This is a genomic window from Fervidicoccaceae archaeon, assembly GCA_038878695.1.
In the GTDB taxonomy this organism is placed as follows: Archaea; Thermoproteota; Thermoprotei_A; order Sulfolobales; family Fervidicoccaceae; genus JAVZVD01.
This window is the reverse complement of sequence record JAVZVD010000001.1, coordinates 367,733-389,880: the sequence shown is the minus strand read 5'-3', so window position 1 is coordinate 389,880 and position 22,148 is coordinate 367,733. Positions and strand designations below refer to the sequence as shown.

Genomic DNA, 22,148 nt, shown 5'->3' with positions numbered 1-22,148 from the left:
TCCTTAAGTTCTCCTTACTCCTCCGCGAGTTCGCGCGTCGTGTCCTCGAATAGGGCGTCTTCTCTTCAACTCACGAGTCCGGTCTGATGGTTCGGGTGGGAGCGATGCGCGCTCGCTCCCGAGAAAGCGAGTCCAAATGTCTTCTCTCGCGACAGGCCTTCCCACGGTAATCACGCTACCCCTTAGCATTCTATCCGTGACGATATCGGTGATCAGGACCTTCGCGCGGCGTCCCAAGATCTCTTTGGGTGAGTCGTTTTCTGGGATCTCTACGACAGGGCCGTGCTTGACGGGATACGCGATGTAACGGCCTCTCAGTTTAGCCGCTACGATCACATTCAGCTTCTCGCCAATCATTCTCTTCTTAGCCTTAACGTTGAAAGCGCGCACCCTCTTTATGAGCACTCTGTTTAGAGGATCCTCGGGTCTCCCTGGTTCGGCGTCTTCTAGTCCGGTGCGAGGCAAGGGCGTAAATCTGTAGAGAGTTATCTTCTCGACGCCCATAGCCTCGAGCTTATCGATTAGCGAGAGCGTAGCCTCGACGGATTCTCGAGTCTGTCCCGGCAACCCATAGATCAAGTAGACGTGGGGCTTCATGCCCTCTCGCAGCAACAAGCTCACCGCCCTGATGGCTTCCTCCACGGTGAAGGGTCTGCCTAAGCTCTTCGACAGCGATTCGTCCCCGGTCTCGATACCCAAATTGACTGAGGTGCCCCTGAGGTACGACCCGAGCAGCGTGGCCGCCTCCTCGTTGAGCGTAGACGGTTTGAGGTTCTCGATCATCACGGTTACTTCGCCGACTGCGACCTCGGGGATGGAGAATACCTCCTCCAGCAGCCTCCCCACTGCCTCGAGATTAGGGGGAGGATGGCGAGGGTCCTCGAGAAGATCCCCTCGCCCGTAATCAAGGAAGTCGGAGCCTCCAAGCACTATGCGCCTGACCCCCTCATCGATCAGCCCCTCGATGTCTCGCTTTATTCTATCGAGAGGGATGCTCCTAGAGGGGCCCCACGTGGCTACTACTCCGCAGTAGGCGCAACCGGGATAGGGGCGACCCCGCAGCAGTGAGGCCGGGGAGATCCTCGCATTACTGCAACCCCGCGTGACCTCCACGTAGACGCGGTTGGCCCAGAAGCGCGGATAACATCTTATCAGCTCGGTCGATGGCCGTAACGAGGCGAGCTCCTGAGAAGAGAGGGGGGGCCTCCTGCCCGTGAAGAAGACCTCTCCTCCGCGCGAGAACATCAGGCCGCGTATCTCCGCTAACTCCTCAGGAATAACTCGACCCTCAAGCAGGCTCGTCTTGTTAAGGAGCTCGACTAGCGTGCCCTCGGCCTCGCCGAAAACGACGACATCGGCTCCGAGAGCGAGAAGCCGAGGTCCCGCGCTCGAGATGGGGCCTCCAACTATTATGGGCCCTCCGCGCCTCTTCCAGATTCTCATGACTCTTTTGACGGCAGGTAGGTCCGTGATCATACCGCTCACGAAGAGAACCGAGAAATCTTCGAGGACTCTCGGCTTCTCAAACACCACCTCTGCCGGCACGATTAGCGTGCGCACTCCCGCGGCCTCGAGCACCCCCGCCACGGTCCTGGGACCCGCTCCTATGAAGTCGACCGTGCTGAGCCTTCTCTCGACTCCCACGGCCAGCGCGTCGACCAAGGCGACACCGTCTAGCAAGCTCTCACCGGGACTAGCCTCGCTCGAGCGCGCGAGTCAGAGGCTACCACCGGAAGCGTCATAGCCCTAGTGAGCGTCCGGAGTCCCCCGCGCTCATCACTCCCGCGCGCCTTCTCGATCGCTCAGCTACTCTCGGCCACGGCTTAGGTTACGTTTACATATCCGCTCCTCTCTTTTATTACTAAGTCACCGTCAGGGCTCGGCCCCTCGAGGTAGCAAGGAATGGACTCAGCGAGGCCCGAGGGCATAATATCTCATTGGGACATCGACGGCCTAGCCTCAGCCGTGCTAGTGGCCCGCTACCTCAACGTAGACCCCTCTAACATAAGGCTCTCAAGCACAGGGAGCGTGGAGAAGTTCGTCAAAGAGCTCTTCAAGGCGGGCGTAGGTCGCATCTTCGTTTTAGACCTCAACCCCGACGCAGAGGCTCTGCGCGAGATCTTGAAGAGGGCTCGCTCCCGCGGACGCGGCCTGGTTATAATAGATCACCACGAGTGGCCGATTGACCTCTTAGAGCTCGCTTCGAGCCTTCCTAATGTGAAGCTCGTCGTCGATCCCACCGCGAGTTGCACGGCTGAGTTGGTCAAGCGCGAGCTCCTTCATGGGGCTCTCCTCGACGAGTTCCACGATATCCTAGTTAGAATGGCCATAGACGATGACAGTTTCTCGAACAAGTTGCCTCTCACGCCAAAGTGGAGGGTCCTGTTGAGGTGGGAGGGGTGGGACCTCAGGTACAGGGCCCTCGAGGCGTGGCTAGATGGTATACTCTGGCCCGATTGGGCCGAAGAGAAGCACGAGAAGATCCGTAGAGACTACGAGAAGCTGCTCGCAGAGGCAGCTAAATCCTCGGAGACCGTGGTCCTTGACGACACTGTGCTGCTCTTCGCGTATCCTGATCAGAGGGTCCATCCGAGCGACCTCCACAGATTCCTCGAGGAGGGTCTGAAAAGGAAAGCCGACCTCTACGTCTTCATCTATGGCAGGGGGGTCAGCATGAGGAGCGACAAGTTCGACGTCTCGACGCTAGCTCGATTGATGGGCGGAGGAGGTCACAAGCGCGCCGCTGGGGCGAGATTAAGTATAGAGAGCGCGAAGAGTGCTAGAGACCACATAGTTTCTCTCTTCTCGAGGATATTGAAGCCGAAGAGGTGATGAGGGGTCAGCGGCGAGCCGCCGCAACGCAGCTAAGCTTGCGAGGAGACGCCTAGCTTTTAGCCAGCTAGTAGTCATACCTCACGGCGGAGGATAGACTCGCTTGAAGTTATTCTCCGCCTGCACGCGAGCTCCTGCATCTATCGCGAACTTGGGATGCCTCTTCGACGTAGCCGCGCTCGCCGTGGACGCGTACTGGGACGTGGCATGTCTCGAGCTGCTTGAGAACGACGTTCCTCGCGTCGAGCTTGAAGTGAGAGGCGAATGGGCCGGGGGGCTCCCGTCGCGTGAGAAGAATTTGGCTTATCTCTCTTTGCTAGAGCTCTCTCGAGAGCTGGGGCTCGATCTTTCTCGACTGCTCGTCAAACTCCGTTTAGAGAAGGGCGTGCCGATAGCGCGAGGGCTCGGGTCGTCTGCTGCCACAATAGCGGCTGTTGCCTCCCTCGTAGCTCACGCCACCGAAGCGGCGGAGGATCGCCGCAAGCTCGTAGCACTTTGCGGGAGACTCGAGGGGCTTCTCGGCGGGAGCCCCCATTACGACAATGTAGCAGCCGCCTTGCTCGGAGGTCTCGTCGTCTTGGGAGAAGTCAGATCGGGTAGGCCAAATCCTGTGAGAGTGCCCTGGCCCGAGGACCTAGTAGTGGTGATCGCGACTCCGCTTGACCCCCTCGACTATGAGGAGGGCGAGGGGCTCGGGAAGACCGGCGTAATGAGGAGCATCCTGCCGAGCTCTATAGAGCTCGGCGAGGTCGTCGAGATGGTGAGTTGCGCAGCCTCGTTCGTCGAGGGCCTTAGGCGTGGAGACTTGGCTCTCGTCGGCAGGGCCGTGAGCTGCGGAGGTCCAATAGAGAAGGCCCGAGCCAAATTCGTGCGCGGCTACTGGGAGCTCAAGGAGGGAGCTCTTAAGCGTGGAGCCTTAGGCTTCAACTTGAGCGGAGCAGGCCCCTCCGTCTTCGCGCTCGCAAGCAGGGAGAGGGCAGAGGAGGTGGCGGACGAGATCCTCTCGAAGTGGTCGAGGTACTATTCTTCGATAGAGGTGAGGTTAACGCGACCGGCCGAAGGGGCTCTGTCGGAGCACCGACAGCTTAAATTCGATCAGCCGCTCAATTGCCTCAAGGAATCCGCGAGCACTGGGTGAATCGGTAACCCAGTGGGCCACCTTCTTCAGCTCATCATCTGAGTTCGAGACCGCTACGGCTACCCCGCAAGCCGCTATGAAGTCCACATCCATGGCGCTGTCGGCTATGCACATGGCATTCTCCAAGCTCAAGCCGACGAGCTCCAAGTACTTTTTGAGACCTAGCGCCTTCGAGCAGTCGCGCGGCGTGATGTGCACCGCGTAGCCGCTCGCCGAGATTTTATAACGCCCGGAGAGTCCGCGACCTTTTAGAAACCTCTCGACGAGTTCGACGACTGCACCGAGGCTGGTACTCTTCTCCGCGATGAGAGCCGCGTCGCACTCGCGATAGATGTTCTGCCAGCTCTCTCTGAGCGCTTCGGGATGAGCCAGGGCAGCCTCCCGAGCTACATCGATAGCGCTCGCTTCGCATTCGACGACAACGTCGCGTGCACTCGAGGGCTCGACTCGAGCTACGACGCATCCGTTCTCCGCGACGACCCCCGAGGCGCCGAGATAGCGCCCGAGCCCTAACGCCACGGGAAGGCTGTTCGCTGTCACCAAAACGAAGTCCAAGCCGGCTAGGCGGAGGAGGCGCGATGCCGCGATGCTTTCAATTGATAGCTCGTAGCCGCTTCGGTCCCTCGTAATGGTCCCGTCTATGTCAGCTGCTACTACCTCGATGAACTTCAGCTTTTCGTCCAAGCCTATCTCCTCCACGTGTCTGCGCTGCGGGAAATTTAATAGACCTCTCCGGCGAAGAGAGATCCGCCCGGCCCGGCCATAGCGGTCGGGCAACACCTGGACTCGTCAGATCCCAGAAGTTAAGCCGACCGCGTCGGGCGCCCCCGTGAGCTCCGCGAGGGCTCGCAGGGGCCCCGAGCCGGGACCGGGCCTTCTCACGTGATCCGCGGTAGAACGAGCTTCTCGAGAGTCCACGCCCAGCCGAGCGATGCGGGGAAGGGGCTCTTGATGTAGACCGCTTTCTTCAAGTCAGCACGGTAGCTCCCATCCGGCCACGGGACTAGAACTGAGACGTCGCAGCTCTCAAGCATGGGTCGATCGGCCTCGGAGTCCCCGAGGCAGACTACGAGAGGTTTCTTCTCCAGGAGCAGAAGGTTCCTCAACAGAAACGCGAGAGCCCTCCCTTTCCCTATGCCTGAGCCGACGTGTATTATCTTGACTCCTTCTAGGACTTCCAAACCCGCCTTAAGAGCCAACAGGCGGAACCTCCTCCGACACGCAGGGTCCTTAAGTATTAGCGCCTCATCGTATCTCCGTGTTTTTGCGAGCTCCGCCTCCTCGAGCTTCATCCCCGTTTCCCTGGCTATCTCTCTCGCCTCGGCTTTGCTGAACCTGATCGCGTCTACGCAATCGGCTTCGGCCAGGAGCTCGTCGAGTAGCTTGTCGATCTCGATCAGAGGCCTCGCCAGTGGGACCTCCGCGAAGTCGGACGGTAGCGTAGGGTTCCTCGACGCTTTGGCGGAGAGCCACGCGAGCTCTCTCGAAAGAAGTATCGCTCCCCCCGACTCTACCACGGCCACGCGAGCTCTCCCAACGAATCCTAAGGGTAAACTTCTCATTAGCAACAGAACTTCCCCCGAGGTCCTGCTGGTCACAGGGATCACGGGCACTCCGAGGAGGCGCAGCTTCTCTAAGAGGCTCCGAAGAGAGTCTAGCTCTCCTCTAGGCCCCAACAGAGTCCTGTCTACGTCGGTGAAGATCAGCGTAGGCTTGGGCAAATCGATGCACCGCGCATAGCCGTTAAATACGAGCTCGAGTTTTCAAGCTTAGCGCCGGAGTTGCGACTCGATGGTGCCGCGCCTTTCGTTGCCCCCCGAGGTCCGCGCCTCGAGTCGCACTCTCAAGCTCGTCGCATTCGTTCTGATAATGGCGCTAGCAGTTTACAAAGCTCACGCGTGTTATCGATTGGCTGCCGCTAGCGATTGGTACGTCAGCGACGAGGTCTGGTACGTCTCTAGCGCTCGCATGATCCTCCACGAGGTCTTCGGCATAGAGCCCAAGCACGAGGAAGACGGAATGGTGGTCTACACTTTGTTCGCGAGCTCGGGTCCTGCGCTCAAGGAGATCGAAGCTGCGGTGGCGTCGGCCGGACTACGCGTAGTTAAGGGAGACTACTCGGAAGCATTGGCCATAGCCGTGGCCCTTCCGCCCGACTCGAGGGACATCCTCGAAGGTCTCCCAGCTGTCAAAATCGTGCCGGGATTCCCTTTTCCCGACGCTTACGCTATAGACCGCTATTATAACTTAGAGCACCCTCCTCTCGGCAAATACATAATTGCTCTATCGATAGCGCTTCTCGGCGACGAACCTCTCAGTTGGCGTCTACCAAGCGTGCTTGAGGCTTGCGCTCTCGTGCTCTTGGCCGGCGCGACCGGCTACGCGGCTCTCGGGGCGTTCGGCGGGCTCCTTGCTGCCGCGGCGGCGGCTCTTGATCCTCTATCGACTAACATGGGTGCCGTCGCGATGCTCGACATACATCTGGCGTTCTTCGTGGCTCTCGCTCTCTACGCGGTAGTGAGAGGGAAGTTCGCATTGGCGGTCCTTGCGACTGCGCTCGGGATCGCCACGAAGGGCCCGGGCCTCTTCGCGTTACCCGCGATATATATAGCGTGGAGACTGCGCGGCGGCCGCCCGACAATCGTGGCAGGCGCTCTATGCCTCAGCCTGGTCGCGGCGCTGATTACAGCCGCTCCGCTTTTGCGCGTTCTCGGCCCCGAGGACTTCCTCGAGGAGTTCCAGAGAGCGCTAGCGTGGCACACGTCGAGCAGACCCGAGGGGCCTCCTTCCTCGAGCCCGCTCGATTGGTTCCTCGGGCTGAACCCCTTCTACCTGAGCCTCGAACCGGAGATGAAAGCCAGGGCTTCCCCCTTTATTTATGCCCCGGTGCTCGTGGTCGGCCTGTGCATCTTGCCTACGGCGTTAAAAGCCCCAAGGCGCGAGCCCGCGTTAACAGCCCTCGATGCGTTCTTATTCTGGCAGTTCTTTCTTGCTGGCTTCTGTTTAATTTATTTACTTGGCAATAGGACGCAGTACAGCTTCTATGCCATTGACTTTGCTCCGGCGATCTACGCATCGTTCCCCTCCGCTCTCGAAGTGCTCGCGCGCGACAGGAGCTCGCTCGTCGAAAGCTCCTGGAAGTCGTGGCGGAACCTTGCGTTAAGCGCAGTTAGGGGGTTCTCGAGAAGCTCGCGATTCCCCGCCGAGCTGAGGTGGCTCGAGAAGCTCGCGAAGGCTCCACCGAGTTACAGGCACTCCTACGCCACGCTCGCTGGTGCTGCTGCTCTCTCTCTAGGATTGCACTTCTCCGTGGTAGAGCTAGGTTCAACCGAGATCGTAAGCCTCGGGGAGAGAGTCGCCGCCATGGGGCTGGCTCCTCTCCTCGGCGAGGTCTTGTCGAAGCTAGACTCCTCGAGTTCTACGCTCTGGGTTCTGGACCTCATAGGGTTGCTCCTCGTACTCAACGAGCTAGAGGCCCTGCGCGTTAAGGCGCGCAAACCCAGACGCTTCGCAGCTTTGGTGCCTCTCCTATCGCTCGTGCTCTACTCAGTGCACGACGGTAGCCTCTTCTCGACGGCCTTGAGTCTCGCAGCGTTGAATCTGGCCCTCGAGGGCTGCCCCATCAGATCGGGGGCTCTCATGGGGCTAGCAGCGAATAGCCCGGCCGCCGCGATTGCTGCCGCGATCCTAGGGATGTTGAAGCGCGATTTCAAGTTCTTAGCGGCGTTTGTCTCCTCGTTTCTCTGCATCAATTTGTTCCCCTCGATCGCGTGGAGCGACAAAGCCGAGGCTATCTCCTCCCTTCTCCTGCAGCCCCAGACCCCCGGCGTGGCCTCGATTGTCGCGTCGCTGGGAGTAATTGGGTCTTTGGTGTTCTTAATTGCCTCGGCACTAGTCCCCTACGCTTTAGCGAGGAGGGGCGGCTTGGGGCCGGCGGAGGGCTTCTATGTGGCGTTCGCGTCGGCCTACGCCCTATCGCTCAACACGCTCCCACAGTGGTTGCTGCTCGTGCTACCGGCTGGCGCGTTACTCGGAGCTCGAGAGCTCGCAGCTCTGTGGGCGGCCGACGCGATCAACGCTCTCATTCTCCCCGCCTGGTGGAAGGGGGCTGAACTTCAGAGATTCCTCTTCAAATTCGCGCCCAGCAGCCCTCTCGATCCTCTCTCGTTACCGACGCTGCTTTCTCTGCTCAGGTCCCTTTGTCTACTGGCGTTCTCTGCTCGCGCGGTTTATCAGAGCGAGATGAGAAGAGAGCTCTCCCAAGGAGGAGCGTGAACGACGTGAAGCGCGGGATCTTGGAGAGCTTAGGGATAGTTAGGGCTGTGGTAGTCACGCATAAGAGCTCGCTCTCCACGGTCCTGGCCGCGCACGCTGTGGCCAACATAACTGCTACGAGAGCCCGCTCCTGCCTCGTTAAGCTCTCCCCATTACACGAGGAGGCCTTCTACGAGATCCTCAGGAGGCGCGGGGTAGCGAGCGACTTAGACGTGGTCGAGAGCCTCGAGGAAGTACGAGGGAGACCCGCCGTCGTGCACGCAGTCGGCGTCGAGCTTAAGCCGAGCTCGCGCAAAATCCGAGAGCTCGGCGGAGCTCTAAGAGTAATCCTGACTCACTCGGCTGGGAGGATCGGCGTAATCCTGGGCGTACCGGTCGTGAGAGTCGCGGGACCCGACGCTCGGGGGCTCTACAGAGCTCTGCTGCCGAGCGGCATTATAGAGTATTACGCGATCTCGCTCGACTCCGTGAGCGCGGTCTCGGAGCGGCCGGACGCCCTCTTAGAGCGCGGGCGAAAAGTGCTGCTCGATGCTATGGTCGAGTTTGGTCAGTTGACCCTCAAGGACGCCGTCAATGTCCTAGCCGCGAGGCTCGGCGCAACTAGAGAGGAGGCTAGGGTCCTCTTCTATAGAATGGTCGAGCAGGGTCTCTTCAAGGTCAAAAAGGGTCAGGTGATGTTAGCGTGAACAGGCCTCGATGATCGCGTGAATCTCTCCCCCACCTTCGATGAGCGAGCGCTTATTAGAGCTGCCCGAGTCCCCTCCACGTCTCGAGGGAGGCCGCTTGCCTCTTGCGCCGAGAGAGCAGTACTTGGAGAAGCTCAGGAGAGCGCTTTCAGAGAAGTATGCCGAGTCCAAGGCGATACTGGAGAGAAGGAAGGTCGAGCTTCTTCGACAACTCGAGGAAGAGCTGCGCGGGGAGAGAGACAGGATCGTCGAGAAGGCCCGTCGGATCTTCGGCTCGAGGTGAACGAATGAGAAGAGAGGGGCTGGCCTGCAACATTGAGGGCCTCGTCCTCTACACGCTGCTCGGCGATGAGAGATGTCTACCCTGCGCGAGGATCCTTAGATTCCTCGAGACCCTTGGGCTGCTGAGTAAAGTCGAGGTGCGAGACGCCAGAGAGCATAAGGAGGAGCTCAAGTGGCTTACCGGCGGTAGAACGATTGTTCCGGTCCTGCTCGAGCCCTCGAGCGGTAAGATAATGACTGGCTGTCCAGTCGATTTGAGCGAGTTCGCCATCGAGCTCGAGCGGGTCTTCTGTTCTCCGCGAGGCCGTAACATTTAAATTACCACTTTTATCCCACTCCTTAACCAAGCTCGGGTGGATGCGATGGAATTCCAATGGGGCGTGAGGTCACGCCAATTTCCCGAGGCGGGGGAGTTGCCCCGCCAATATCGAGCCTGAGAAGCGGGGTCGAGCCTCTCGACCCTCGAGCCTCCCCGCTACAGAATCTCCGGCCTCCGCGTGAGGAGCTCGAGAGGCTCTCCGCGTCGCTTCGCGGAATGCTCCTCAGGTTGCGAGAGCTGGAGTCCAAGGGACTAGCTTGGCATATGCGCTCTGCTCTGACATCGCTCAAAATAGTCGCAGTCCTCTACGGGCTTTGGGCCGAGAAGAGCGCGGGCTCTAGGCGCTTCGTCGTTGTGAGCAAGGGCCACTGCTCCATGGCGGTCTACGCGTGGCTCGCCGAGACCGGCGCGATAAACGGCGAAGAGCTCGAGAGGTTCGCCTCTCTCGGCTCGAGGCTACAAGCTCACCCCGAGGCTCGAACGGTGCCCGGCATCGTCGTATCTAGCGGCTCGCTAGGGCAGGGGCTCTCAATTGCAAACGGCATAGCACTGGCCGGGAGATTGAAAGGCGAGAAGCTCGAGGTGGCGGTTATCATGGGGGATGGCGAGCTCGACGAAGGGCAAGTGTGGGAGGCCGCCGCCACCGCGGCCGCCTATGGATTAGAAGAGGTGATCGCTGTCATCGATAGGAACTTAATGCAACACACGGGTCCCACCGAACTCGTGAAGCCCAAAGAGCCTCTGAGGGAAAAGTGGAGGTCCTTTGGGTGGAACGTGCTCGAGGTGGAGAACAACGTAGAGTCTATCGCGTGGGCGCTCAACGTGGCCTCCACAGCGAAGAACAGCAGGCCAACCGCCGTGATAGTTTACACGGGCTCCTCCGGCTTCGAGGAATTAGGGTGAACACTAGAAAGCGCTCCGAGGTCAAGGGGAGTCGGGGGAGAGGGGAGGGCTTTGACAGTCCAGCTCACCGCCAAGAGCTATCGCAAAGCGCTCGGGGAGACCTTGGTTGAGCTCGGCCTCAGGAATAGCGATGTAGTGGTCCTCGATGCGGACACAGCGCGCTCTACGGGGACTTTCGCATTCGCGGAGATGTTCCCCCACAGGTTCTTCAATATCGGAATAAGCGAGCAAGATCTCATCTCTACCGCAGCCGGAATGGCTATAGCGGGCCTTCTCCCCGTGGCCGTGGCCTTCGCGTCTTTCATGATGCGGGGCTGGGAGCAGATAAGAAATACCGTGGCACGTGACCGATTGAACGTGAAGCTCGTTGGCACGCATGCGGGTCTATCGGCTCACATCGACGGGTCCTCCCATCAAGCTCTGGAAGACCTCGCTCTCACTAGAGTTCTCCCGGGCTTCACCGTAGTGTCCCCCGCCGACGCTATCGCTACGCGCGAGCTCCTACGCTGCGCCCTCGAGGAGGTCGTCGGTCCGGTTTACGTGAGATTGGGTAGAGACAACGCTCTCGAAGTTTACGAGCGCGGCGATTCATTGAGGCTCGGGCGGGCATCAGTTCTGCGGGATGGAGAAGATGTTCTCGTCGTGGCGTGCGGCCCCATGGTCAGAATAGCGCTTGAAGCCTCGAAGCTCGCCGAGAAGGTCGGACTTCGGGCAATGGTCGTAGATCTTCACACGATTAAGCCTCCCGACTCTCGCGCGCTCGTTGAGCACGCTAGGAGGACGGGTTGCGTTCTGACGTTGGAGGAACACAGCGTGGTAGGCGGCCTCGGCTCCACGGTCGCCGAGGTCCTCTCGGAGGAGTACCCCGTTCCTCTGCGCAGGATAGGAATTCGAGAGTCTTTTGGCACGTCCGCTCGGAGCTACGAGGAACTCCTCGCTCACTACGGTCTGACGCCCGAGAAAGTCCTAGATGAGATTATAAAATTGATTAAACAAAAGAGGTAAGAGAAATTGGTAGATTACAAACTAGTAACGAAAGAGTACAAGAATAAAACAGTAATAAAAATTGGAAATCTTAGGATAGGCGAGAGACCCGTCGTGGTTGCCGGCCCCTGCGCCGTCGAGTCGCGAGAGCAGCTGCTCGAGACGGCCGAGGCCGTCAAGAGGGCCGGAGCTCATATGTTGCGTGGAGGAGCCTTCAAGCCGAGGACCTCGCCCTATGCCTTTCAAGGGCTCGGTGTCGAGGGATTGAAGATCCTCCGCGAGGCAAGAGACTCCGTTGGTCTACCCATCGTCACGGAGGTCCTCGACGTGCGCGACGTGAAGCTGGTCGCGGAATACGCAGACGTTATCCAAGTAGGGGCCAGGAACATGCAGAACTTCCCGCTCTTGAGAGAGCTGGGCCGAGTCGACAAGCCGATCCTGCTTAAAAGAGGCTTCGGAGCGACTATCGACGAATTACTCTACGCGGCCGAGTACATCATGTCGAGCGGGAACGAGGATGTGATCCTCTGCGAGCGCGGAATAAGAACCTTCGAGACCAGAACCAGGTTCACCCTCGACATAGCGGCTGTACCGGTGATAAAGGAGATATCCCACCTGCCGATCTTCGTGGATCCGAGTCACCCGGCCGGTAAGCGCTCTCTCGTGCCGCCTCTCGCTAAGGCTGCTCTCGCCGCCGGAGCCGACGGGATAATTGTGGAGGTCCACGTAAATCCCGAGAAGGCTCTATCCGATGGCCCCCAGAGCCTCTCGCCGTCTGATTTCGAGGCATTGATGGGTGAGCTTCGTTGCCTAGGCTTGCTGTGAGGAGGGAGCTGACCTGCGAGATCGTGGTCGGCAGAGGGTCCCTTGGAAGCTTAGGACGCATCGTCGCCGGTCTTGAGCCGTACGGTGTCGTGCTAGCGCATGAGGGGCTGCTTCCTCGCTTTCTCGTCGAGTTGGCCTCGTCCTCACTCGATGAGGCTGGCGTGCGCTACTCACTGCTTCCTCTGCCCTCGGGGGAGAGCTGTAAGTCCTTGGAGGTCGTGTCCCAAGTATGGAGGGGGCTGGCGCGAGTAGGAGCGACGCGCGATACGCTCGTGGTGGGCATAGGAGGGGGGGCTCTCTTAGACGCGGTGGGATTCGCCGCCTCGACTTACATGAGAGGCTGCCGCGTAGCCTACGTGCCTACGACGCTCTTAGCCCAGGCTGATGCCTCGATAGGAGGCAAAACGGCAATAGACTTCGAAGGCAAGAACGATGTGGGGACCTTCTCGCTCCCCGAGCTGGTGGTCATAGACCCCGAGACCTTGAGGACCTTGCCTGAGCGCGAGCTCAGACACGGGGCGGCCGAAATAGTTAAGCATGCCGTAATAGAGGGCGGCGACTTCTTCGAGCTCATCGAGAGAGCGGGGAGAAGTCTCCTCGAGGACTGGGTCCTCCTCGAGGAGGCTATAAAAAGGAGCATTAATGTGAAGATCAAACACGTCGAAGTAGACTTCGAGGACAGCAAAGGCGTGAGAGCGAGGTTAAACTTCGGTCACACGGTGGCCCACGCGATCGAGAGAGCGTCCGGTTACTCCGTAGCACACGGAGAAGCCGTAGCTGCTGGCATGGCCGTCGAGGCGAGAATGGCCGAGGAGCTCGTAGGATTTCCGTCGAAAGAGCGCGAGAGGCTGCTCAACGTGCTCAGGTCACTGAGCCTCCCCGCGGAAATTGAGATCAACGCGGAGAGGCTTCTCGAGAACGCGCGAGCCGACAAGAAGTTCAGGCGTGGTAGACCCGTCCTCGCTCTCCCCGTGGCGATAGGTCGCGTCGAGGTGGTGGAGCTCAGTTGGAGGGAGTTCGAGGAGGCGCTAAGAAGATCAATCCAGTGAGAGCCATATGTACGGTGCTAGCCGCCGAGAACTTCAACGAGCTTAAGAGGCTGGCCGAGTCCCTCTCCACCGCGATGGCTGAGTTGAGGCTCGACTATCTCCTATGGGCCCTAGGAGAGCAACGGCTCCCGCTGGAAGACGTGATGGAACTTGCTGAGAGGCTGAAGAGACGAGGTGTCGAGGTCATCGTAACGCTTAGGGAGCGCAGCGAGGGCGGCCTCTACTCGGGAAGCCCCGTTCGCAAAGCCGAAATCGTAGCAGAGCTGAGCTCGGCGGTCGGAGTCGCCGCGGATCTCGAGCTGTCTTATGAACGCGTGAGCGATGTCGCGAGCGAGTTGAAGAGACGGGGCGCGAAGCTGATCGTGTCTTCACACGAGCTGAGCTCAGCTCTCTCTCGCGACGATTTGCGCTCCAGAATTCTGAGGGGCTTTCGGTTGGGAGCCGATGTAGTCAAGGTAGTCTACAGGGCCTCAAGGATTGAAGACAATATTGCCGCTCTAGAGGCCTGCGCTATGTTTAGCGGCAGGGTCGTTTCCTTCTGCGTTGGGAGACTCGGCGTAGTCTCGCGCATCCTCTCTCCCCTCTTTGGCGCTCCTTTCACTTACGCTTACCCAGCCGGAGGGACCCCTACAGCCGAGGGACAACTGACCGTAGAGGAGCTCGTGCGCGTTTGGACCAAGCTCGGACTCGCCGAGGAGAGATCGACGTGAAGAAGTTCTTCATTGTTGGGAAGCCACTCTCGCACACAGCCAGCCCGCACATCTATAACAGGGTCTTTTCCTCTAGAGGCATCGGAGCGCGATACGAGCCTCTCGAGGTCGATGTGGAGGGACTGAGAGAATTCGTGAAGTTTGTGGCACGAGAGGCCGCCGGCTTCAACGTCACCGTCCCTCACAAGACAACGGTAGTGCCACTCTTAGATGAGCTCGACGCCACGGCAAGAGAGATCGGGGCGGTGAACACCGTGCTCAATGTAAATGAGAAGCTCTTTGGTTATAACACGGACTGGATCGGAGTGAGGAGGTCTTTAGAGAGGTTCCATGTGCTCCGAGGCCTTGGCGAGGTCCTCGTCGTTGGAGCCGGAGGAGCCGCTCGAGGAGTCGTCTATGCGTTGAGAGATTCCGCGAGACGCGTCGTAGTGCTCAGCAGGACCGGCTTTTCGGCCAAGGAGCTAGCGGCTCTGGCATCGAGGTGGGGCCTCGACGCCGTAGGTCTCGAGGCATCGAATATAGCGGTTAGAGAGATCCTCGGTCGAGTTGATCTACTGATTAACGCGTCTCCCGTGGGAACTCTCTCATGGGAGAGCCCCGTCCCCGAGGACTCTCTGCATCCTGGGCTAATCGTGATGGATCTCGTTTACAATCCGCTTAGGACCAGGCTCTTGGCCGCGGCAGAATCCGCTGGGTGCACGACGATAGACGGGCTCTGGGTCCTCTGTTATCAGGCCGCTGAGAACCTCAAGATCTGGCTCGGATTAGATGTAGAGGTCGAAGAGCTGCGCTCCTACGGGATGGAATTCCTCGGTAGCATGCAGATGCGCTGAGGGGTTAAGTCGTGAAGAAGGGCGTAGGAGGGGCGCACGGGGCCTTGAGCTTTCTTAACGCGATTCCCACTGGGGTAGGAGCGGCCGTTGGCGTGAACCTGCGCATGGAGTGCGAAGTTGAGCTACTCGACGAGCCCGTGGTGGTTGGCAAGTCTAGGGCCCGAGGCGCTCCCGTGGAACTCGAGAGCGACGTCTCCCTTAGCTTATTAGAGACGCTGAGAGAGAGGTTCGGGTACAGCGGTGGTCTGAGGTTCTCCGTTGAGTCAGAGATCCCCGTGGCTAAGGGCATGAAGAGCAGCACGGCTCTACTCGGCTGTCTTTTACGCGGTTGGCTTGACGCTATGAGCATACGGCTCGACTTAATGGAGGAGGCCAGACTCGTCGTGGAGATCGCGCGGCGCGCGAGACTCACTCTGACCGGTGCTCTCGATGACGCTCTCGCTACGCTCGGAGAGGGGCTCTTCGTGACGAATAATAGCGAGGGTAAACTACTAAGGCACCTCCGCTTGCCCAAGATGCAGGTCGTCGCGTTGGTGCCTCGGCGTTCTATCCACATTAGGGAGGTAGATAAAGGGGCCTATGAGCGGCTGAGGAACGCTTACGAAGAGGCAGTTGATCTGATGCTGGCCGGGAAGATTTGGGGGGCAGCTTCGCTGAATGGGCTGCTGACGTCGCTCGTCGCCGGGGTGGACCCCGAGCCCATATTGAGGGCGCTCCTCTTACCACGAACGGCGTGTGCGGGAGTCACGGGAAAGGGTCCTACAATCTTCGCTGTCACCGATGACCCGGGTGAGGTGATCGAGGCCTGGCAAGGAGCTGATGGAGAGGTGCTACTTACTCGTTTGAGAGGGTGAGACTGTTTGAGGGTCCGAGTGAGGCCGGTGGACCATGTGGAGGGAGAAGTCGAGGCTCTTCCGTCGAAGAGCTACACGCACAGGCTCATTTTCTCCTCGTTACTCGCTACTGGAGAGTCGCAGATCGAAGGAATGTTAATAGCCGGGACGACGCTAGTGGCGTTGCGCGCGGCGAGGAAGTTCGGGGCCGAGATCGAGGGGGCCCTCGTGCGCCCCCCCGATAGGCTGAGGGCTCCTCCTTACGTCTATTGTGGAGGCTCTGGAACCACGATCAGATTGGCCACGGCTGTGGCGGCACTAGTCGGAGGCCCCACGATTCTCTACGGAAACTCTTCGCTAAATAGGAGGCCGATGGCCCCTCTAGTCGAGTCGCTGAGAGAGTTGGGAGCCGAGGTCTTATCTCGCGATGGTTTCCCTCCCGTGGCCGTGAGAGCTTCGAAGTTGGCGAGAGGGGTTAGGGTGCGCGTGGATGGCTCCAAGAGCTCGCAGTTCGTTAGTGCCCTGCTCTTGATAGCTCCGCTGCTCGAGCTCGAGGTAGAGGTTGTCGGCGAGCTCAAATCTTCCCCCTACGTCGATATGACCGTCGAAGTTATGTCATGGTTCGGGGCCAGAGTGCATGTAGAGGGGCGCTCCCTCTTCATAGCAGAGCCGTTGGACGGTTATAGGCCGGCGCGCGTGAAAGTCCCAGGAGATTTCTCGCTTGCCTCTTTCCCTTTAGCTCTCGGCGCTCTCGCTGGGCGAGTGCGCGTCACCGGCCTCTCCACGCGAACGAAGCAGGGCGACAGAGCCGTGGTCGAAATCCTCCGAGAAATGGGAGCGAAGGTTAGAGTGGGGGACGCGGCCGTCGAAGTGGAACGCGCCGATCCTCTCGAGGGCGTGGAGGTGAACTGCTCTGATACGCCAGACCTCGTACCCGTTTTAGCAGCTCTAGCCGCTCACGCCAGAGGAGTCACCGTTCTCAAAGGAGTAGAGCACTTGGCATACAAAGAGTCCGATAGATTGAGATCCCTCGTTTCGAATCTCCGTAGACTAGGAGTGCACGCCGAGGCTCGCGAGGGCTCGCTCGTGGTGCGAGGCGGGCGCGTACGCGGAGGAACCGTAAGCTCCTACGGGGATCACAGAATAGCCATGGCCATGGCCGTCGCCGCGACGAGGGCCGAAGGTCCTGTGGTTATCTCGGGCTTTGAGAAACATAGAGAGTCCTACCCGAGCTTCATAGACGATCTCAGAAAGCTTGGAGTGGTCGTCGAGGTGATAGGTCGTGCTAGGGGAAAGATTTAGGATAACTCTCTTCGGCGAGAGCCACGGGCCTTGCGTGGGAGTGGTCATAGAGGGGTGCCCCCCCGGTCTCGAGATAAACGAGGAGATCATAGCGAAGGAGCTTTCCAAACGCGCGCCGGGCGGCTGCCTGGTCTCGTCGAGAGCGGAGCCCGATAGACCAGAGATACTGAGCGGGGTCTTCCGCGGTAGAACAACTGGGGCTCCTATAACGATCATCGTTAGGAACGTCGACGTAGACTCGGAATTCTACGAGGAGGTCAAATACAAGCCCAGGCCGGGCCACGCGGATTACGTAGCATGGGCTAGGTACAGGGGCTTCAACGACTACAGGGGAGGAGGGATCTTTTCCGGGAGGATCACGGTAGGTCTCGTGGCGGCGGGAGCCGTAGCTAAGGTCCTCCTCAAGCTCCACGGGATCCGCGTGGTGTCCTACGTCAAGAGAATAGGTCACGTGGACGCCTCAATAGACCCCTCTATGGATATCGAGAGCTTAGAGAGGTCTGCGCTCGAGAGCCCCGTGCGGTGCCCCGATCCAAGAGCGTCAACGGCTATGGTGGAGCTACTCCGAGAGGTGCAACGGGAGGGAGATAGCGTAGGCGGCATCGTTGAGACAATAGCAACCGGCCTCCCCCTAGGCTTAGGAGAACCTCCCATGGATACACTCGACGGAGATCTCGCCAAGATTCTATTCGCTATACCGGCCGTGAAAGGCGTGGAGTTCGGCCTTGGCTTCGAGTTGGCCAAGATGCGCGGCAGTGAGGCTAACGATGAGTGGACAGTCCTCGAGGATGGCGGAGAGAAACGCGTGGCCCTCGCCTCGAATAAATGCGGCGGAATCCTAGGAGGACTCAGCACAGGATCCCCGCTCGTCTTCCGCGTGGTCTTCAAGCCGACCCCGACCATAAGGAGGCCGCAGAGAACGGTAGACCTCAGGACCCTTCAATCGACCATCATTGAGGGTCGCGGAAGACATGACCCGTGCGTAGCGGTACGAGGGGCTGCCGCAGTGGAGGCCGCCACATCGATCATCTTGGCTGACCACCTCCTGAGGTGGAACTCTTGGCGAGGAGCTTCCTTCTAGAATTCTACAGATCGAGGATAGATAGGTTGGACTCCGCTATTATCTCGCTCCTCGAGAAGCGCGAGAAGTTCTGTAGGAAGCTAGCTACCGTCAAGAGGAGGCTGGGCTTACCGATAGAGGACGCGGAGCGCGAGGTGGAGGTCCTTAAGCGAGCCGCAAGATACTCGGCCGTCTTCGAAGAAATCGTCAACGAATGCAAGAAGGTTCAACGGGATGAGATGGTCGGCGCCCCGACTTCTCAGCGGTCAGAGCGCGTCGGCGTGATCGGAGCCGGCGAAATGGGGCGCATGCTCGCTTTGATCTTTTCGTCTAGCTCGTTGGAGGTGGGTCTCTACGATTCGGTTCCCGAGCGAGCTGATGCCGCGGCCCGCGCTTTGGAGGCAAAACGCTTTAACAAGCTGGAAGAGCTCGCCGATAGTTGCGACGTCATCGCGGTAGCTGTGCCCAGCTCCGTCGCGCTAAGCCTGCTCAACGAGCTCAAGAAGATCTTCTCGAGTAGAGAGCGGGGGTGCTCGATGATCTTCGACGTCGTCTCATTTAAGCGGGGCGTCATCGACAGTTACAGAGACTTTCCTGTGTGGGTCAAAACCGCCACGATCCATCCGCTGTTCGGCCCTCGCGCCATCGATCCGTGGAGCATGCTCTTCGCCGTCTGTCCCATCCCTGGGCGCGAGGACGACGCCATTTACGTAGTGCGCTTCCTCAAGTCCCTCGGCCTACGAGTCGTGACGTTAGATTGGGAGAAACACGATGAGCTCTTCTCTCTAACCATAAGCGCGAGCTACGCTACCGCTCTCGCGATATTATTGGAGCTCTCAGCCAGATTGCGCCTGCTCCTCCCGATCGAGACTACCAACGCCACGTTCGAGTACCTCTTGCCCTACCTCGGCAGCGTGCTCGGCGAAAAGACCGAGCTTCTAGAGGAGTTGCTAAGTTCGCTCGAGTCGCGGAGAGCCGTGCTGAGCTTAGCCGATAGGCTTAGAGCGGTGGCCGAGGATCCCGCGTCTATAGTCGCCGAAGCCAAGAGCCTAGAAGGTCGGATGGACCTGGGCTGCCAGGGGCGCGCCTGCAACGAGTTCATATACGATTCGCTCGAGCTCTCCCGTTGATGCTAGCTAACGTTCACATCGGTCGTAATCAGTTTTAAGCGGAATCTTCGAGGTCCTCGCCCAGAGTGCCATGGAATTCTACGCCTTGCTAGCGGTGATCGGGGCATCAGCGCTAGCTGGAGCCTTGGCCTCGAGAGCGAGCTATCCGACAGTGTTAGGCTACATGTTAGCCGGGGCGCTCTTCGTGAGGTTGTTGGGGGACAAGACCGACACCGGCCCCGCTCTCGAGCTGTTGGGCCAGCTCGGACTCGCTATGGTAGGCTTCGCCATAGGCGTTGAGATGAGGCTCGAGCAGCTCGAGAGAGTCTCCCGATCCTTAGCCGCTCTAATGATGTTGGACGTGGCCGTGATAACGGCCTTCTGGCTCTCTGCGTCGCATTTCCTGGGCCTCGACGTGACTCAAGCTATAATATTCGCGCTGATCACGCTGTGCTCCTCAACGGCGGCGGTATACAAATCTCTCTCTACCGATGAGAGAGCGAGTTGGGAGCTAAGGCACGTAATATACACCGCATTGATCCTCCAGGACTTCATCGTTATCCTCGCCATTTCGATGCTCGGAGGAGGGGGCATCGGGCTTAAGCCAACGACGAGCTCGCTTGTAGCTGTGGCTCTGTTCCTCATTATTTATAGGTATGGACGGAAGGGCGCGAGGGTCTTCGCTTCTCTCGTTTCGCAAGGCGAGGTCTATGTGGCGACCGCACTCTCAGCTGTCTTAGTTTTTTCGGCTCTCGCGGGCTTTCTCGGTTTGAGTCCGCTCCTCGGAGGACTAGCAGCGGGACTCCTCTTTGGACTATTCGCTGAGCAGCGATTAGCTTCCAGGCTTCACGGATTGATGGAGCTGGGGCTCGTGGCCTACTTCTCGACAATCGGCGCTAAGATCGGCTGGATCCCCGCCACAACGCTACTCGCCATGCTGATGCTGACTCTAGTTTCCGTGTTTGTACGAGTCTTCTCGTTCTCCACGGCTCTTTGGTTGAGCGGCTTCAACCTGCGAGAGTCGCTTCGCGGCGGGGTCCTCATGGCTCCTCTCAGCGAATATGGAGTGGTGCTGGCGGGGGCCGCGGTCAGTAGCGGTTACCTCTCCGGCGGTCACCTACTCGTGACCTTGCTGTTAGTTATCTTTTCGCTGATCCTTTCCAAACCGGCAGCGTTTCTAGCAGAGCTCATGTATCCCCGACTCTATAGAGCTCTCCCAGCCTCTCTTGTTAACTTCGTCGAGGGACCCCTCAGGAGCAGGTACACCAGAATGGCCGGGGCTCTCTCCGAAATCGCGTGGGCTCTATTGAAGTACCTGTCACTCCTGGGGATCGTGTTGGCGGGCTTGACGCTTTTGTGCGTCAAGCTCCCGCTTCACCACAGCTACGAGCTCAGGGCCGGGCTCATCGCGTTCGGCTTAGCCTTAGTCCTAGTCTTCACTCGCATTGCGACGAGGCGCATCCTGAGGAGTAGAGCGGCGAGCTACTGGGGGTCGAGGCGCGAGTTCAGAGCGCTTCTAGACATGGTGCTCTTCTTAGAGTCGGCGCTCTTTTCACTAATCTTCGCGATACTGGGGCTCCAACTCCTCGCCCAAATTTTGACGCCTCTCGAGGAGGAGCCGCGGGCGACGTTGTTGGGTAAGGTCGCGACCATTGTGGTCTTGGTCTCCTCGATGAGCGCGGCGATCTACGACACGCTCAGAGTCTACTCGACGTACAAGAAAATCTCGTCCACTTAAAATCCGCGAAGCGAAATAGCTCAATACGTCAGAGACCTGCGTTCTAAGTCAGGTATTCCCGAGCTCCCTCTAGGCTTATCGCGAATGAGCCGATACCGGAGCAGTTTAACCCCTATGGTGCGGCGGCCGGGATTCGAACCCGGGATTTCCGGCGTGGCAGGCCGGCGTCCTAGTCCAGGCTAGACGACCGCCGCGCGGGAAATGCTACGGTCGGTCCGGCTTAAAACGCTTCGCGCCTCTCGAATCCCGCTGACTAAAAAACACAAATGCATAATTAGCGGTGACCCGAACCGGCGCCGGGGGGCTGAGTTCGTGAGGAATGCATTAAAGCGAGGCTTTCTCGTGTCGTGGGACTGGCTCATGGAAGAGCTCTCGCCGGGCGAGATCGTATTGAGGGGGATCAAGAGGGTTGAAACTTGGGTCACCACGGAGTATCAGGAGGTGGCCGTAGTAGAAATCGAGGGGTTAGGCAAAACGCTCGTGATAGACGGTAAGGTCCAGTCCTCGCTATACGACGAGTTCGTCTACCACGAGGCTTTGGTACATCCGGCCATGGTAACTCACGGCAGACCAAGGCGGGTGCTCATCATCGGAGGGGGTGAGGGGGCGACTCTGCGCGAGGTCCTGAGATACAAGTGCGTCGAAGAGGCAATCATGGTGGACATAGACAGAAGAGTCGTCGAGCTCGCCAAGACTCTGTTACCCGAGTGGCACGACGGAGCCTTCGACGATCCTAGAGCTAAGGTCTTATTCATGGATGGTAGGAGATACGTAGAGGGAGCAGCCGCGCGAGGAGAGAGCTTCGACGTGGTCGTAGTCGATGTGGTAGATCCTCTCGCGGGAGGACCCGCGGTAAAGCTCTACACTGTTGAGTTTTACAAGCTGTTGAAGAAGCTCGTGGGCGAGAGAGGGATCATGGTCACTCAGGCAACGAGTCCGGACCACTACCCTCAGGTATACTTTACGGTGGCCAGGACTATAGCCGAGGTCTTCGATATAGTCAGACCTTACGTAGTTAGCGTGAGGAGCTTCGGGGGGGTCTGGGGCTTCGTGCTTGGGTCCGCCTCGGGAGACCCTAAGGCTCTGAGGTCCGAGGAGGTTGACAAGAAGTTAACGGAACTCTTAGAGAGCGCGCGCGAGAAGTTGAGATTTTATGACGGGGAGACCCACGCTTCGCTCTTCAATCTACCGAAGCACTACAGGAGGATGCTCAGCGAGCCTAGGAGGCCCTCGCGCGACGAGGAGCCGGTCGAGGCGTTATACTGATCGA

Annotated in this window: 21 protein-coding genes, 1 tRNA gene and 1 rRNA gene; 19 read left to right on the top strand and 4 right to left on the bottom strand. The window is 59.1% G+C overall.

The features are described 5' to 3' along the window. Positions 1-3: 3 nt before the first annotated feature. Positions 4-1,680 carry a radical SAM protein gene (locus tag QXU97_02210; GenBank protein MEM4035415.1) on the bottom strand — a complete coding sequence of 559 codons (1,677 nt, stop codon included), beginning with the start codon at positions 1,678-1,680 and terminating at the stop codon, positions 4-6. A gap of 222 nt (positions 1,681-1,902) precedes the next feature. Here QXU97_02210 and QXU97_02205 point away from each other — a divergent pair, with 222 nt between their 5' ends. Beyond that, complete coding sequence (locus QXU97_02205) at positions 1,903-2,832, top strand: DHHA1 domain-containing protein (protein MEM4035414.1); 930 nt, start codon at positions 1,903-1,905, stop codon at positions 2,830-2,832. A 103-nt stretch (positions 2,833-2,935) separates the two neighbouring features. Next, on the top strand, positions 2,936-3,970 hold the full coding sequence (locus tag QXU97_02200; protein ID MEM4035413.1) for a homoserine kinase: 1,035 nt from the start codon (positions 2,936-2,938) through the stop codon (positions 3,968-3,970). Here the strand turns inward: QXU97_02200 and QXU97_02195 are convergent. After that, the gene (locus QXU97_02195) at positions 3,875-4,654 is read right to left on the bottom strand and encodes an HAD hydrolase family protein (GenBank protein MEM4035412.1); all 780 of its coding nucleotides are present in this window, start codon (positions 4,652-4,654) and stop codon (positions 3,875-3,877) included. The two genes, QXU97_02200 and QXU97_02195, sit on opposite strands and share 96 nt — an antisense overlap. Positions 4,655-4,722: 68 nt before the next feature. On the opposite strand from QXU97_02195, the gene rrf reads away from it, so the two are divergent. Then, positions 4,723-4,841 (top strand): 5S ribosomal RNA (rrf, locus tag QXU97_02190). Positions 4,842-4,848: 7 nt separating this feature from the next. Here the strand turns inward: rrf and QXU97_02185 are convergent. Beyond that, positions 4,849-5,691 (bottom strand): HAD-IIB family hydrolase, encoded by an 843-nt coding sequence (locus QXU97_02185; protein MEM4035411.1) that lies wholly within the window; start codon positions 5,689-5,691, stop codon positions 4,849-4,851. Between the two features lie 88 nt (positions 5,692-5,779). On the opposite strand from QXU97_02185, the gene QXU97_02180 reads away from it, so the two are divergent. From QXU97_02180 to QXU97_02110, 15 genes are all read left to right on the top strand, one after another. Then, positions 5,780-8,245 carry a glycosyltransferase family 39 protein gene (locus QXU97_02180; protein ID MEM4035410.1) on the top strand — a complete coding sequence of 822 codons (2,466 nt, stop codon included), beginning with the start codon at positions 5,780-5,782 and terminating at the stop codon, positions 8,243-8,245. Next, positions 8,242-8,931: a hypothetical protein gene (locus QXU97_02175; protein ID MEM4035409.1), complete on the top strand. Its 690-nt coding sequence runs from the start codon at positions 8,242-8,244 to the stop codon at positions 8,929-8,931. Before QXU97_02180 ends, QXU97_02175 begins: the two co-directional genes overlap by 4 nt. A 97-nt stretch (positions 8,932-9,028) precedes the next feature. Further along, entirely contained in the window at positions 9,029-9,214 is a 186-nt protein-coding gene (locus QXU97_02170) for a hypothetical protein (protein ID MEM4035408.1), read from the top strand. Positions 9,215-9,218: 4 nt separating this feature from the next. Next, positions 9,219-9,530, top strand: a complete 312-nt coding sequence (locus QXU97_02165; GenBank protein ID MEM4035407.1) for a glutaredoxin domain-containing protein — start codon at positions 9,219-9,221, stop codon at positions 9,528-9,530. Positions 9,531-9,586: 56 nt separating this feature from the next. Continuing rightward, positions 9,587-10,435 (top strand): thiamine pyrophosphate-dependent enzyme, encoded by an 849-nt coding sequence (locus tag QXU97_02160; protein ID MEM4035406.1) that lies wholly within the window; start codon positions 9,587-9,589, stop codon positions 10,433-10,435. Between the two features lie 51 nt (positions 10,436-10,486). Further along, entirely contained in the window at positions 10,487-11,440 is a 954-nt protein-coding gene (locus tag QXU97_02155) for a transketolase family protein (protein ID MEM4035405.1), read from the top strand. Between the two features lie 6 nt (positions 11,441-11,446). Next, the gene (aroF, locus tag QXU97_02150; GenBank protein MEM4035404.1) at positions 11,447-12,244 is read left to right on the top strand and encodes a 3-deoxy-7-phosphoheptulonate synthase; all 798 of its coding nucleotides are present in this window, start codon (positions 11,447-11,449) and stop codon (positions 12,242-12,244) included. Next, positions 12,226-13,293 (top strand): 3-dehydroquinate synthase, encoded by a 1,068-nt coding sequence (gene aroB / locus QXU97_02145; GenBank protein MEM4035403.1) that lies wholly within the window; start codon positions 12,226-12,228, stop codon positions 13,291-13,293. The genes aroF and aroB overlap by 19 nt, the downstream gene beginning before the upstream one ends. Then, positions 13,251-14,003, top strand: a complete 753-nt coding sequence (locus tag QXU97_02140) for a type I 3-dehydroquinate dehydratase (protein ID MEM4035402.1) — start codon at positions 13,251-13,253, stop codon at positions 14,001-14,003. Before aroB ends, QXU97_02140 begins: the two co-directional genes overlap by 43 nt. Continuing rightward, positions 13,964-14,836, top strand: coding sequence for a shikimate dehydrogenase (gene aroE / locus QXU97_02135; GenBank protein MEM4035401.1), 873 nt, complete (start codon positions 13,964-13,966; stop codon positions 14,834-14,836). The genes QXU97_02140 and aroE overlap by 40 nt, the downstream gene beginning before the upstream one ends. A gap of 11 nt (positions 14,837-14,847) precedes the next feature. Continuing rightward, positions 14,848-15,690 (top strand): shikimate kinase, encoded by an 843-nt coding sequence (locus tag QXU97_02130; GenBank protein MEM4035400.1) that lies wholly within the window; start codon positions 14,848-14,850, stop codon positions 15,688-15,690. A gap of 6 nt (positions 15,691-15,696) precedes the next feature. Then, positions 15,697-16,971 carry a 3-phosphoshikimate 1-carboxyvinyltransferase gene (aroA, locus tag QXU97_02125; GenBank protein MEM4035399.1) on the top strand — a complete coding sequence of 425 codons (1,275 nt, stop codon included), beginning with the start codon at positions 15,697-15,699 and terminating at the stop codon, positions 16,969-16,971. Continuing rightward, the gene (gene aroC / locus QXU97_02120; GenBank protein ID MEM4035398.1) at positions 16,952-18,052 is read left to right on the top strand and encodes a chorismate synthase; all 1,101 of its coding nucleotides are present in this window, start codon (positions 16,952-16,954) and stop codon (positions 18,050-18,052) included. The genes aroA and aroC overlap by 20 nt, the downstream gene beginning before the upstream one ends. Beyond that, positions 18,031-19,161 (top strand): prephenate dehydrogenase/arogenate dehydrogenase family protein, encoded by a 1,131-nt coding sequence (locus QXU97_02115; protein ID MEM4035397.1) that lies wholly within the window; start codon positions 18,031-18,033, stop codon positions 19,159-19,161. Before aroC ends, QXU97_02115 begins: the two co-directional genes overlap by 22 nt. 70 nt (positions 19,162-19,231) lie before the next feature. Beyond that, positions 19,232-20,878 carry a cation:proton antiporter gene (locus QXU97_02110; protein MEM4035396.1) on the top strand — a complete coding sequence of 549 codons (1,647 nt, stop codon included), beginning with the start codon at positions 19,232-19,234 and terminating at the stop codon, positions 20,876-20,878. Positions 20,879-20,993: 115 nt separating this feature from the next. Here the strand turns inward: QXU97_02110 and QXU97_02105 are convergent. After that, positions 20,994-21,072, bottom strand: a tRNA-Gly gene (locus QXU97_02105). Between the two features lie 148 nt (positions 21,073-21,220). Between QXU97_02105 and speE the strand changes: the two genes are divergently transcribed. Continuing rightward, positions 21,221-22,144 (top strand): polyamine aminopropyltransferase, encoded by a 924-nt coding sequence (gene speE, locus QXU97_02100; GenBank protein ID MEM4035395.1) that lies wholly within the window; start codon positions 21,221-21,223, stop codon positions 22,142-22,144. Positions 22,145-22,148 lie beyond the last annotated feature (4 nt).

What these genes read in the sequence shown, in the direction of transcription:
- QXU97_02110 (MEM4035396.1), top strand. Translation starts at nt 19,232, where the DNA reads ATGGAATTCTACGCCTTGCTAGCGGTGATCGGGGCATCAGCGCTAGCT.
- QXU97_02205 (MEM4035414.1), top strand. Translation starts at nt 1,903, where the DNA reads ATGGACTCAGCGAGGCCCGAGGGCATAATATCTCATTGGGACATCGAC.
- QXU97_02165 (MEM4035407.1), top strand. Translation starts at nt 9,219, where the DNA reads ATGAGAAGAGAGGGGCTGGCCTGCAACATTGAGGGCCTCGTCCTCTAC.
- QXU97_02160 (MEM4035406.1), top strand. Translation starts at nt 9,587, where the DNA reads ATGGGGCGTGAGGTCACGCCAATTTCCCGAGGCGGGGGAGTTGCCCCG.